The sequence below is a fragment of the Scandinavium lactucae genome (assembly GCF_033843265.1).
Classification (GTDB): domain Bacteria; phylum Pseudomonadota; class Gammaproteobacteria; order Enterobacterales; family Enterobacteriaceae; genus Scandinavium; species Scandinavium lactucae.
In genome coordinates this window covers 60,610-73,443 of record NZ_JAWXRD010000027.1, presented here as the reverse complement: position 1 = coordinate 73,443, position 12,834 = coordinate 60,610, and the positions used below count along the sequence as shown (strand labels likewise).

Genomic DNA, 12,834 nt, shown 5'->3' with positions numbered 1-12,834 from the left:
AGTCCTCATGTCCTGGAGTTGTCCTCTTTGTCACGCGCCGCTTGAGCGCCACAACAACAGCTATATTTGCCCCCAGCGCCATCAGTTTGATCTGGCGAAAGAGGGGTATATCAATCTGTTGCCGGTGCAGCACAAGCGTTCGCGCGATCCGGGTGACAGCGCAGAGATGATGCAGGCCCGACGGGCCTTTCTTGATGCAGGCCATTATCAGCCGCTGCGCGAGGCGATTGCGGACATCCTCACTCACGCCGCGCCGCATAACGTGCTCGATATTGGCTGTGGAGAAGGCTATTACACCCACGCCTTTGCGGATATTGCTGGACACACCTGGGGCCTGGACGTCTCAAAAGTCGCGGTTCGCTATGGTGCTAAACGTTATTCTCAGGTCGAGTTCTGCGTGGCCTCCAGCCAGCGTCTGCCATTCAGCGATGGCTGTATGGATGCAGTGGTACGCATTTACGCGCCATGTAATCCGCAGGAGCTGGAAAGAGTGGTCAAGCCGGGTGGGCTGGTGATCACCGCCACGCCTGGGCCGCGTCATTTGATGGAGCTGAAAGGGCTGATTTATGATGAAATTCGCCTGCATGAGGCGAACAGCGAAACGCTGCCGGGATTCGAGAAGGTGAGTCAGCAACAGTTAGCGTATCCGATGACATTAACCGGCGGGGAAGCTGTCGCGTTGTTACAAATGACGCCGTTTGCCTGGCGTGCAAAACCGGAAGTATGGGAAAAACTGGCAGGACTGGAGAAATTTGACTGCCAGACTGATTTTCTTATCCAGGTCTGGCAGAGAAACGCTTAACCGGCGAAGTGGCTCCAGAGGATCTGTACGCCAATCCCTATCAGCACAATCCCGCCGAGGATCTCGGCGCGTTTGCCCAGCAATGGGCCAATAAAGCGGCCGACCATCATTCCGATGGTGGTCATCACCAGCGTCGCACAGCCAATCGCCAGCGCGGTATAGACAATATTGACCTGTAAGAACGCCAGGCCCACACCGACGGCCATCGCATCGAGGCTGGTCGCAATCGCAGTGGTGACCAGCAGCCAAAAACCGTGGCGGCTTGGGGCTTTTTCTTCTTCATCCTCACTCCCGCGCCAACCTTCAATCAGCATTCGTCCACCGAGGAATACCAGCAGCACGAATGCAATCCAGTGGTTCCATTCGAGCACGAACTGACTGGCGAGCATGCCCAGGCCCCAGCCGATAAGCGGCGTGATCGCTTCGACGCAGCCAAAGATAAGACCGGTGCGCAGTGCTTCAGAGAATTTCGGTTTATGAAGAGAAGCCCCTTTGCTTATCGAGACGGCAAACGCGTCCATCGACATACCAAAGGCGAGTAGGATAGTGGCTGAGAGATTCATCGCTTGTCCTGACCGGGGAAATATCCATATGACATACCACTGCCCCCAGTAAACATATGCCAGCTCAGGCATATAGCAGTGATATGTCTATGGTCTCGCCTGCTCACCATGCTGATGAACCGTACGTGCCACGTTTTGCAACGAGTATGTTGACACGTACATTTCCGGGAAAGGAAATCGGCTACTCCCCAACGACGGGCGGAACCTTAACATAATTTGAGAAAATAAAACAATAACAAAAATCCATTATATCAATGACTAATTGATAACGATTTTCATTTAAAAAATATCGTAATGGAAACGTTAATAAATATGAAGGGAAAATCAGGGAGATATAGCCATGGCTATAAAGTTATTCGTACAAAATAACTTCACTCATAGCCATGGCTATATTTGTAACTCATTGAGAAGAAGACAGAAGTTTGTAGATGCGTTCAAGATCGTCGATATTTCGTACGCGCACAAGTAAACGCCGATGTTCTAATTGCATCACCAGTACGCCGTCCTCAGATAAATTCATCTGTTTAATCCGGGTATAGGCAATCCATACGTTAGCGAAGTAGAAACCTTGTTGTTTAAAAATAATTTTCGGCGTACGGATCCAGAACAGATATAACCCCATTAATGCCAGCGCACATAATAACCATGTGGTTATTAATTGGCCGTTGGCATTAACGTTTTGATAAATAAGAATCGCCACCAGACCGACGAAGATTATCCCATCAACGCGTCCACGGCGGAGCAGGGGGATAGCGAGCAGCACGGGGCCCTTCAGGTGCGGCATGATGAATTGATCGTAAATGGCGTAGGCCAGTAACGCTACGATAAACAGAACAAGCACCCAATCCGTGATAGTCATTACACCTCCAGAAATAAAAACCGGGGGCAAGCCCCCGGCGTTTCACTGTTTATAATCGAGCAATTACAGGCCCAGCAGGCCAACCGCATAACCTGCGATACCGATGACGAAGAAGCCAACGATGATCCACAGTGGGTTGACTTTCTTACGCAACAGCCACATACAGGCGAAGGTCAGCAGCAGAGGCACCAGGCCCGGCATCAGCTGGTCAAGGATAGTCTGCACGGTGGTCACGTGAACCTGTCCGTCGGAACCGGTGATTTTCGACACCACCAACGGAATATTTACGTGCGTCCACTTGTTAACCAAGGCCCCCATGACAAACAGGCCGAGAATTGACGCCCCCTCTGTCAGTTTTTGCAGGAAGCCGCCGCCCATATCCTTAACGATGTCCACGCCTTTACGGTAGCCATAAGCTACGCCGTAATAACGGGTTGCCAGACGTACCGCGTTGAACAGGATGAAGAACAGCAGAGGACCCAACAGGCTGCCGCTCATCGCGATACCAGCCCCGAGTGCCGCAAATACCGGACGGACAGTACCCCAGAAAATGGGGTCACCGACACCGGCCAGCGGACCCATCAGACCGACTTTGATACCGTTGATGGCACCATCGTCAATCTCTGCGCCGTTAGCACGCTGCTCTTCCATCGCCAGCGTAACCCCGAGTACCGGTGCCGCAACATACGGATGGGTGTTGAAAAATTCCAGGTGACGCTTAATTGCCTGACGACGCGCGTCGTTGTTTTCCGGGTACAGACGACGGATTGCCGGCACCATGGAGAAGCAGAAGCCCAGCGCCTGCATACGTTCGAAGTTCCATGAACCCTGGAACAGGTTAGAACGAAGGAATACGGCGCGGATGTCGCTCTGAGTGAGTTTTTTCTCTGGAGTCGCTTTTGTGATATCAACCATTTCGCTCACCTGTTAGTCCAGTTGGTTATCGAGATCGTTGTTAGCAGCCTGTACCTGGCCACCCGCAACACGATTATATTTCGGGCTCAGCTGGATATACAGAATTGCCATAACTGCACCAATCACACCCAGAGCAACCAGGTTGAAGTTGGTGAATGCCGCGGTAACGAAGCCGAGATAGAAGAACGGCATCAGGTAGCCAGCACGCATCATGTTGATAACCATCGCGTAACCAACCACTACGATCATGCCACCTGCGATGTTCAGACCGCCGGTAACCACTTCAGGGATAGCGTTCAGCATGCTCTGTACTTCACTGGTGCCTACAGAGATAGCCACGATAACCGCCGGGATAGCGATACGCATTGCTTGCAGGAACAGGGAAGAAACGTGGAGCCAGGACAGCGCCGTCAGGTTACCGGTGTCTGCCGCCTTATCCGCCGCGTGCTGGAAGGCAACGGTGATGGTACGAACGATGATGGTCAGAACCTGGCCTGCCGCCGCCAGCGGGATAGCCAGCGCGATACCGGCACCGATGCTCTGGTGGCCTGCGATAACCAGAACCGTAGAAATGATCGACGCCAGTGCCGCATCCGGTGCAACGGCCGCACCGATGTTCATCCAGCCCAGGGCGATCATTTCCAGGGTACCACCGATGATAATACCGGTTTTCATGTCGCCGAGGACTGCACCAATCAGGGTACAGGCCACCAGCGGACGGTGGAACTGAAATTCATCGAGTACGGATTCCATACCCGCAATACACGCGACGATGAACACCAGCACAATCTGAAGAGTGGTAATCTCCATTGTACTTCTCCTATAACATAAGCCTAAGTGTGAAAATTCAGTGAATCAGCAGGGTGCTTTTATTTACTGACCTTGCTGATCAAATCCATCATTTTCAGTTTCTGGTCGGTAGAAACTTTACGCGCTTCCAGTTCAATACCGCGCGCATTCAGTTTTTTGAACGCTTCGATATCTTTTTCATCAACTGAAATCGCGTTGTTGACCTGAGTTTTGCCCTGACGGAAGGCCATACCACCGATATTCACGGTAGTGATTTTCACTCCTTCGGCAACGATACGTTCAACGTCAGTTGGGTTGGTAAACAGCAGCATCACACGTTCACCGGCATATTGCGGGTTGTTGTAAACGCGGATCATTTTCGCCACATCCACCACGTGAGCGGTCACACCGGGAGGCGCAACCTGTGTCAGCAGCGTTTTGCGCACGGTATCTGCCGCCACTTCGTCACTGACGACGATGATCCGCGTAACGTTGGTTTCCTTGGTCCAGCGCGTCGCGACCTGGCCGTGAATCAGACGGTCATCGATACGTGCGAGGCCGATAACCATGTAGTCATTCGGACCCATTGGTTTTGCCGGAACGTTGGCTTTCGGAGCTGCAGCAGCAACCGGTGCGGGAGCGGCTTTCTCAACCGGCTTCGCTTTCAGCGCTTTCACGCCTTCACGACCGGTTTCTACAGCCAGTGCGACCAGTTCGTCAAAGCTTGGGTTGTCATCACGCGCCATCAGCGTTTCGACCAGCATCGGGATATTCACCCCAGCAATGACTTCATAATGCTCTTTATCGACGACAATGCGACTGGCAGCGTTGAAAGGGCTACCACCCCATGTATCGACGAGAAATAGCACCCCGTTACTGGTGTCGAGATTTGCCAGTTGTGCGTTGTACTTCTCGATGAGTGTTTCTGCATTCTCGCCTGGCACGAAATCGATCCAGCCGACGTTTTCCTGCTCGCCCAACAGCATCTCTGCTGTTTTCAGCAGCTGTTCTGCAGCCCAACCATGTGTGCCTATTACAATAGCAATCGTCACTTGCTACCTCCTTTTATTATCGTTACGACAAAACCACTGCCGTTTGATGAACCGTCGACTTTCACCGAATCGATTCAGATAGGGGTTAGAGTTAGAAATCTAATAACTTCCGTGAATTATTTTAGATAGTGAAAAAATAATTAATGTGATGAAGATCCGTAATTTACTCATCCATAGACAATAATTTTGGAGCGCAAAAAATCAGCTAAAAAATGCAAAGAGACGTAAATTTTTTCCCGAAACTGGCGTCTCTCTGATATGTTTACATCCCGTTTAATTACTCAGGAGTATAGGGCATAGCCCAAGTATGGATCGTCACCGACGTCAGTTAATCCTCAGGCAATCTGCTGCCACTTCTTCCCCACTTATTTATCGCCCCGAGATAGTCTCGCCCGTCTTTGACAGCGCGATGACAACGACTGCGCTTTGCAGGAGCTACGCATGGAACTGTTAATGGATCCGTCTATCTGGGTCGGCCTGCTCACGCTGGTTGTTCTGGAAATCGTACTCGGTATTGATAACCTGGTGTTCATCGCGATCCTTGCCGACAAACTGCCGCCAAAGCAGCGTGATAAAGCCCGTCTGATTGGTCTCTCATTGGCGCTGGTTATGCGTCTGGGGCTACTGTCGGTTATCTCGTGGATGGTGACCCTGACCCAACCGCTGTTCAGCGTCTGGGACTATGCGTTCTCCGGGCGCGACCTGATCATGCTACTCGGGGGTATTTTCCTGTTGTTCAAAGCCACTACAGAGCTGCATGAACGGCTGGAAAACCGCCAACATGACGAAGGGCATGGGAAGGGCTACGCCAGTTTCTGGGTCGTGGTGCTGCAAATTGTGGTGCTGGATGCGGTGTTCTCCCTCGATGCGGTGATTACCGCGGTGGGGATGGTGAACCATTTGCCGGTCATGATGGCGGCGGTGGTGATTGCAATGGCGGTCATGTTGCTGGCTTCAAAGCCGCTGACTCGCTTCGTCAACCAGCATCCGACGGTGGTAGTGCTGTGTCTGAGCTTCCTGCTGATGATTGGTCTGAGCCTCGTCGCAGAAGGGTTTGGCTTCCATATTCCCAAAGGCTACCTGTACGCCGCGATTGGCTTCTCGATTATCATCGAGCTGTTTAACCAGATTGCCCGTCGTAACTTTATTCGTCATCAATCCAACGTGCCGCTGCGAGCGCGCACCGCTGATGCCATCCTGCGTCTGATGGGCGGTCGTAAGCAGACGGTGGTTCAGCATGATACGGAAAATCCGGTGCCAGTTCCGGTGCCGGAAGGCGCGTTTGCCGACGAAGAACGATACATGATCAACGGCGTGTTGACCCTGGCGTCACGTTCCCTGCGCAGCATCATGACTCCTCGCGGTGAAATTAGCTGGGTGGATGTGAACCTCAGCGTGGATGAAATTCGCCAGCAGCTACTCTCGTCGCCGCACAGCCTGTTCCCGGTGTGCCGTGGCGAACTGGATGAGATCATCGGTATCGTGCGTGCCAAAGAGATGCTGGTGGCGCTGGAGGCGGGTGAAGACGTTGCCGCGATGGCCTCAGCAACGCCTGCGATTGTGGTGCCGGAAACGCTGGATCCCATTAACCTGCTCGGGGTGCTGCGTCGTGCCCGAGGCAGCTTCGTCATCGTGACCAACGAGTTTGGCATGGTGCAGGGCCTGGTTACGCCACTGGACGTGCTCGAAGCGATAGCCGGTGAATTCCCCGATGCGGACGAAACCCCGGAAATCATTGCTGATGGTGATGGCTGGCTGGTGAAAGGATCGACTGACCTGCACGCGTTACAGCAGGCGCTGGGGCTGGAACATCTGCTGGGCGATGATGAGGATGATATCGCCACGGTGGCGGGCCTGGCGATTGCCGTCAACGGCCATATCCCACGGGCGGGTGATGTCTTACATGTGCCGCCGCTGGAGATAACCATTGTTGAGGCGAACCCGTATCGGGTAGACCTGGTTCGGGTCGTGAAACAAGCATCGCCTCACGACGAAGACGAGTAATTCCTCACAGAATAACGGGCACCACACGCCCGTTATGTTCTTTTGGCGGGAGGGATCCTCCCGCCAGCCAGCGCGGAAATTCTGCCAACGGCATCGGTTTTGCGTACAAATATCCCTGTAATACTGGTACACCATGCCGCCGCAGATAATGCGCCTGCTGCGGCGTTTCCACGCCTTCGGCGATCAGTTCAATATTCAACCGTTGCCCGAGGGCAATAATAATGTCCGTCACCGTCGAGTTCACCGCATCGGTACCGATGGCATTGGTGAAGGATTTATCAATTTTGAGGATATCCGGATGAAGTTGTTCCAGCCAGGAGAGGGCGCTGTTCCCGGTGCCGAAATCGTCAATTGCCAGCCGCACGCCCTTGCGGTGCAGTTCGCGCACCAGCGGATAATCCACGCCCTGCAAATCATCGCGTTCGGTAATTTCCAGCACTAACTGCTGCTGCGGACGCGCAGCAAACCAGTACTGACTCACATCCCGTAGTAGCACGCCGTGTAAAAAGTGACTCGATGCGACGTTGATACTGATATGAAACTGCGGGTTGGGTGGAAAATAGCCAATCTGGCGCACCGTTTCGGAGAGTACGTAGCGAGTCAGGGGCGCAATAAAGTTTTCGCGCTCGGCGACGGGGATAAAAACGTCCGGGGAAATTCTGCCGAGCCGTGGATTGTTCCAGCGCAACAGAATTTCGACACCGCAACACTGCCCGGTGCGGGTATCAAGCTGCGGCTGGCAGTAAAGTTCGAACTCACGGCGTTCAATGCCGAGAGCAATTTCTCGGGTAAAACTCATTCGCCCGGCGGTGGCAATCCACGCCACTGCGCTCAGCAGCAGTGCCAGGATCACCGCCAGGGGGGCCTGCGCTGGCAATTCCTCAAGTGCCAGCATCGCGGCTCCAGGCGTCGTCACGCTGATGCTGAAAGGAAAAAGCATCGACCGCCGGGTCTCCACGTCTTCATCCCCAGTCAGCTGAAGCGTATCGCTAATGCCTTGCGACTCGCTGTAAAATCGATTTCCGACTGAGACAATCACCCGCTCGATCTGCGGTTTCTGTGGCTCAAGCAGCAGCGAACTGAGTAAATGGATATTGATAGTCAGCATCACGCCATCTTCGCCGTCCTGCGAAGCGGGATACCACTGAATCAGGATCGGCGAGCCTTTGATCAATGATTGATCCGTAGAGAGCAAAAGCTGGGGCTGTGGGTCGGGAAGTGAAGGCTGGCGCTGGCGCAGCACCACATCTCTCTCGCCAAACACGCTGGAACAATAAAGTATCCCGGATTTGACCAGCGCAATAGAGCGCAAGGTTTGCAGCGCGGCGGCCTGTTTACGGATGGGAAGATGCACGCGTTCACACGGCTGACCGACAAGACGGGTCAGTTCGTGTTGTTTCCCGGCGAGGGGGAGCAAAATTTTATCGAGGCTTTCAACGGTGTGGCGAGCGTACGCATCAATTTGGTGTTGATTTAAATCGCGCTGTGAAATAAATCGCAGGCCGAAGGTCAGCAGCAAGGTCACCACCGCGACTAACAGGCAGACAATGACGCGCTTACGGCGGTATCCCTTAATCAGATTTTGGGCTGTATGCATGACTGACGCTCACTAGGCGTTCGCCAACCAAATGATTAGCGTCAACAGACCAAGTGTAGTGGGCTGGGGGTAAATTGCGGGGTCAAGATAAAAAAATCGCCCATCTGTCGCAGATGGGCGAGGGCAATTAATCACATTGTACTTTAATGGCCAGACCGCCCCGTGAGGTTTCACGATATTTGGCGTTCATGTCTTTACCGGTTTCGTACATGGTTTCAATCACTTTATCCAGCGAAACGCGGGGTTCGCTGGTGCGGCGCATCGCCATACGAGCGGAGTTGATCGCTTTCACAGACGCGATGGCGTTACGCTCGATGCACGGCACCTGCACCTGACCCGCGACCGGGTCACACGTCAAGCCCAGGTTATGCTCCATACCGATTTCTGCTGCCACGCAAACCTGTTCCGGGCTTGCGCCCAGCAGTTCAGCCAGACCTGCTGCTGCCATCGAACAGGCCACGCCCACTTCCCCCTGGCAGCCGACTTCTGCACCGGAAATCGACGCATTCATCTTATACAGCGCGCCAATCGCGCCGGAGGCCAGGAAGTAACGGATATAACTTTCTTGCGTAACCGGTTCGATAAAGTGATCGTAATAGGCCAGCACCGCCGGAACGATACCGCAGGCACCGTTGGTTGGAGCGGTAACAACGCGGCCACCGGCGGCGTTTTCTTCGTTAACCGCTAATGCGAACATATTGACCCAGTCAATGACGGTCATCGGGTCGCTGTTGGTTTTGTCCTGACTGACCAGCATCCGGCGCAGCGCAGCGGCACGGCGCGGCACGCGCAGTGGGCCCGGCAGTACGCCTTCGGTATTCAGACCGCGATCGATACAGGCGCGCATGGTCTGCCACACGTCGGCAAAATAGTCTTCAATCTCTTTCTTGCTGTGCAGCGCCAGTTCGTTCTGCATCACCATACCAGAGAGTGACAGGCCGGTCTCTTTGCAGTAATCGAGCATTTCTTTTGCCGATTTAAACGGATAGGGGACGGTAACGTCGCCGCTCATATCCTGGCCGAAATGCTCCTCATCGACGATGAAACCGCCGCCGATGGAGTAATAGGTTTTGCTGTAAATGACGTTATCGCCGGCGAAGGCATGGATAGTCATGCCGTTTTCATGCAGTGACAGGTTGTCGCTACGAAAACGCATCCCGTCATCCTGCGGGAAATCAACTTCACGACGACCGTTTGCCAGCAGCAAACGACCACGGGCTTGTACGTCGCGGATAAACGCCGGGATCGCGTCAATATCCACGGTCGCAGGCAAATTGCCCGCCAGACCCATGATGATGGCGATATCGGTGTGGTGGCCCTTACCGGTTAATGACAGTGATCCATACACGTCAACCGCCACGCGGGTCACGTCATCGATCAGTCCCTTTTCGACCAGGTCATCGACGAACTGCTTACCGGCCTTCATCGGGCCGACAGTGTGGGAAGATGAGGGACCGATCCCCACCTTGAACATGTCGAATATACTAATCACGCTAACACTCCTGACAGGGTTACCGGAAAGTTCCGATAACGATGTTAAAACTGCGCATAGTGTAAGAGGGAACACCGCAGGCAGCTTAACTATTCACATGAATTAAACTAATGCTTCACCCCGAATTTACTAATAGCGTGAAGTGCAGCACAGCGCCTTATTCCACAGTATAGCTAAGGCTTAACGCCAATTTGTAAGGCCAGTTCACGAATAATGCCCGCGGTCATTCCCCAGACAAAATAATGCTGATACCAGGAGAGCCACACACGATGCGAATTACCACGGCGGTGAATGTCGAGAGGGTGATAACGTCCGAGTCGCAGGGCTTCGGCGAGCGGCATTTCGAAGACTGCCGCCACTTCTTCCTCACTGGCGTGATAGTGCAAATCGGGCGGAATAATGCCGACCACCGGCGTGACCTGAAACCCGGTGACGCTGTCGACCGGCGGCAGCACGCCGAGAATTTCTACCGAAGAGGGCGGGATAGCCACTTCTTCCTGTGCTTCCCGCAGCGCGGCAGCAATCAGCGACGCATCGCTGCTGTCCACTGCGCCGCCGGGAAACGCCACCTGACCGGCATGTTTGCGCAGCCGGGGCGAGCGTTGGGTTAACAGCAAACCGGGTTCTTCACGACGCACAATCGGGATAAGCACCGCCGCCTGTCGCTGATTGAGCGCCGCGCGCGTTGGCTGTGGGCGTAATAGCTGAAATCGGGCGATAAAATCGTCAAGCTTCATGTCCGGGTGCTGCATCGGTTAAGACTCCAGTTGCTGCAGAATACGATTCACTTTATCAAACGTTTCCTGATATTCCGCCTGCTCGTCGCTGTCGGCCACCACCCCGCCCCCGGCAGAACAGACGATTCTACCTTCTGCCGCGGTCAATGTGCGGATGGTAATGCTGGTGTCCATGTTGCCGCACAGGCTGATATAGCCAATGCTACCGCACCACGCGTTACGCCGATGGGGTTCAAGCTCATCAATGATTTCCATCGCCCTGACTTTCGGCGCACCGGTAATGGAACCGCCGGGGAAGGCGGCGCGCAGTAAATCGGTCGCGTGCAGGCTGGCGGGAAGTTTAGCCGTAATGGTGCTCACCAGATGATGCACCGCCGGGAACGGCTCAACCACGAACAACTCTGGCACGCGAACGCTGCCGGGCACCGCTACGCGGCCAATATCGTTGCGCATCAAATCGACAATCATCAGATTTTCAGCCCGATCCTTTGGTGATGCGCGCAGTTTTTCAGCCTGCTGTCGGTCCTGCTCAGCGTCGGGCAGGCGCGGAAGGGTGCCCTTGATAGGACGGGTCTGGATCTGCTGGTTATCGAGCTGTATAAAGCGCTCCGGTGACAGGCTCAACACTGCGCTTGCGTTAAGCCGAATAAAGGCGCTGAACGGCGCACGATTGGCCTGATTCAGCTGACAAAATGCCTGCCACTCATCGCCGGAATAGTGAGCCTGAAAACGCTGGGCCAGATTGACCTGATAACAGTCGCCGCTGTGCAAATAGGCCTGCACCTGGCGGAATTTCTCGCCGTACTCTTCGCGCGTCATGTTGGAATGCCACGGCGACGTCAGGGCAAAGGGCTGGCGTGATTTTGCCTGCTGCGCGACCAACCAGGCTAAGCGCTGGTGGGGGCAGTCGTGGCTGAGCAAGGACACCTTTTGCAACCGGTGGTCGACTATCAACGCCCAGCGATAAATCCCCACCGCCATATCCGGGACGTGCATATCGGCCTGAGCGTGTTCCGGTAGCGTTTCAAAGCGTCGGCCAAGATCGTAGCCAAACAGACCCAATGCTCCACCCTGAAAAGGGATGTCGGGATGGGTGGCCACGTTAAGACCGCATTTATCCAACTCACGTTTGAGTAATGACAACGGGTCGTCGGTGGAGTCGAAATCGCCCTCTGCACAGCAGATTCGCGTGGTAATACCCTTGGTTTCCACAGTAACGACCGGGTCGGCAACCAGGATATCAAAGCGATTATGCGGGTGTTCGGCAAAGCCAGAGTGCAGCAGCATCGCCCAGGGGGCGGTGGAAAGGGGGGCAAAATAGTGTTCAGCGGCGTCGGCGCGCCAGGGCAGCGAAATCACAGCAGGGGACAACATCGACCTCAATCTGTCTGTTGCCGCCCGCTGGCTAATGTGCAGGCGGCGTGAAATAATAAGCGCCAACAATGTAGCAGGAGTTCACCATGATTTCAGGTTTACCTTCACTTAGCCACGACCAACAGCAAAAAGCGGTAGAACGCATTCAGGAACTGATGACCCAGGGCTTGAGTAGTGGCGAGGCGATTCAGTTGGTCGCCAAAGAGATCCGCGCCAGCCACACTGGTGAAATGATCGTAGCGCGTTTTGAAGATGAGGATGAAGAAGAGTAAACCCGCAGGTTTTACACCGCAGCGACAATCTTAATTTCAACCTTATACTGCGGCTTCATCAAACCGGCCTGCACGGTGCAACGCACCGGCGCATGTCCGGCAACTACCCACGCATCCCAGGCTTTATTCATCGCAGCAAAATCTGCTTTATCGGCGAGAAAAATCGTGGCATCGAGGATGCGGGATTTATCGCTGCCCTGTTTTTCCAGAATCGCATCAATCTGCGCCAGGGTGTTCGCCGTCTGCTCAAACGCATCGGCATCCAGATTTTCCGGTACGCCGGTGTAGTAGAGGGTCTGGTTGTGGATCACGACATCAGACCAGCGAGCTTCGGCATCAATACGGACAATAGTCATCTTAGTTTCCTTATTTAACTCC

General features: G+C 54.1%; 13 protein-coding genes and 1 riboswitch. Of the genes, 3 read left to right on the top strand and 10 right to left on the bottom strand.

Going from position 1 to position 12,834, the window contains the following annotated elements; translation table 11 throughout:
• The first annotated feature begins 7 nt into the window (after nucleotides 1-7).
• Nucleotides 8-802 carry a 23S rRNA (guanine(745)-N(1))-methyltransferase gene (gene rlmA / locus SIK69_RS08355; protein ID WP_319627883.1) on the top strand — a complete coding sequence of 265 codons (795 nt, stop codon included), beginning with the start codon at nucleotides 8-10 and terminating at the stop codon, nucleotides 800-802.
• On the opposite strand, the gene mntP is transcribed toward rlmA, so the two are convergent.
• From mntP to manX, 5 genes are all read right to left on the bottom strand, one after another.
• Nucleotides 799-1,365 carry a manganese efflux pump MntP gene (gene mntP, locus SIK69_RS08350; protein ID WP_319627884.1) on the bottom strand — a complete coding sequence of 189 codons (567 nt, stop codon included), beginning with the start codon at nucleotides 1,363-1,365 and terminating at the stop codon, nucleotides 799-801. The two genes, rlmA and mntP, sit on opposite strands and share 4 nt — an antisense overlap.
• A gap of 61 nt (nucleotides 1,366-1,426) precedes the next feature.
• A riboswitch (yybP-ykoY riboswitch) is annotated at nucleotides 1,427-1,567 on the bottom strand.
• Between the two features lie 198 nt (nucleotides 1,568-1,765).
• Nucleotides 1,766-2,224 (bottom strand): DUF986 family protein, encoded by a 459-nt coding sequence (locus tag SIK69_RS08345; RefSeq protein WP_319627885.1) that lies wholly within the window; start codon nucleotides 2,222-2,224, stop codon nucleotides 1,766-1,768.
• Nucleotides 2,225-2,287: 63 nt separating this feature from the next.
• Nucleotides 2,288-3,139, bottom strand: coding sequence for a PTS mannose transporter subunit IID (locus tag SIK69_RS08340; RefSeq protein WP_319627886.1), 852 nt, complete (start codon nucleotides 3,137-3,139; stop codon nucleotides 2,288-2,290).
• 12 nt (nucleotides 3,140-3,151) lie between these two features.
• Entirely contained in the window at nucleotides 3,152-3,949 is a 798-nt protein-coding gene (locus tag SIK69_RS08335) for a PTS mannose/fructose/sorbose transporter subunit IIC (RefSeq protein ID WP_110512219.1), read from the bottom strand.
• 59 nt (nucleotides 3,950-4,008) lie between these two features.
• The gene (gene manX / locus SIK69_RS08330; RefSeq protein ID WP_319627887.1) at nucleotides 4,009-4,980 is read right to left on the bottom strand and encodes a PTS mannose transporter subunit IIAB; all 972 of its coding nucleotides are present in this window, start codon (nucleotides 4,978-4,980) and stop codon (nucleotides 4,009-4,011) included.
• A 441-nt stretch (nucleotides 4,981-5,421) separates the two neighbouring features.
• Between manX and yoaE the strand changes: the two genes are divergently transcribed.
• Nucleotides 5,422-6,984, top strand: coding sequence for a CNNM family cation transport protein YoaE (yoaE, locus tag SIK69_RS08325; RefSeq protein WP_319627888.1), 1,563 nt, complete (start codon nucleotides 5,422-5,424; stop codon nucleotides 6,982-6,984).
• A gap of 4 nt (nucleotides 6,985-6,988) precedes the next feature.
• Here the strand turns inward: yoaE and pdeD are convergent, their stop codons facing one another.
• The 4 genes from pdeD to pabB form a co-directional block, all read right to left on the bottom strand.
• Nucleotides 6,989-8,581: a cyclic di-3',5'-guanosine monophosphate phosphodiesterase PdeD gene (pdeD, locus tag SIK69_RS08320; protein ID WP_319785865.1), complete on the bottom strand. Its 1,593-nt coding sequence runs from the start codon at nucleotides 8,579-8,581 to the stop codon at nucleotides 6,989-6,991.
• A gap of 127 nt (nucleotides 8,582-8,708) precedes the next feature.
• On the bottom strand, nucleotides 8,709-10,073 hold the full coding sequence (gene sdaA, locus SIK69_RS08315) for an L-serine ammonia-lyase (protein ID WP_319627890.1): 1,365 nt from the start codon (nucleotides 10,071-10,073) through the stop codon (nucleotides 8,709-8,711).
• 173 nt (nucleotides 10,074-10,246) lie between these two features.
• Nucleotides 10,247-10,825 carry a CoA pyrophosphatase gene (locus SIK69_RS08310; RefSeq protein ID WP_319627891.1) on the bottom strand — a complete coding sequence of 193 codons (579 nt, stop codon included), beginning with the start codon at nucleotides 10,823-10,825 and terminating at the stop codon, nucleotides 10,247-10,249.
• Nucleotides 10,826-10,828: 3 nt separating this feature from the next.
• The gene (gene pabB / locus SIK69_RS08305; RefSeq protein WP_319785864.1) at nucleotides 10,829-12,184 is read right to left on the bottom strand and encodes an aminodeoxychorismate synthase component 1; all 1,356 of its coding nucleotides are present in this window, start codon (nucleotides 12,182-12,184) and stop codon (nucleotides 10,829-10,831) included.
• 86 nt (nucleotides 12,185-12,270) lie between these two features.
• Between pabB and SIK69_RS08300 the strand changes: the two genes are divergently transcribed.
• A complete protein-coding gene (locus SIK69_RS08300; protein WP_159755532.1) occupies nucleotides 12,271-12,456 on the top strand; it encodes a YoaH family protein in 186 nt (61 codons plus the stop codon).
• Between the two features lie 11 nt (nucleotides 12,457-12,467).
• Here SIK69_RS08300 and SIK69_RS08295 read toward each other — a convergent pair whose 3' ends face one another.
• Nucleotides 12,468-12,812 (bottom strand): RidA family protein, encoded by a 345-nt coding sequence (locus tag SIK69_RS08295; protein ID WP_319627893.1) that lies wholly within the window; start codon nucleotides 12,810-12,812, stop codon nucleotides 12,468-12,470.
• Between the last annotated feature and the right edge of the window lie 22 nt (nucleotides 12,813-12,834).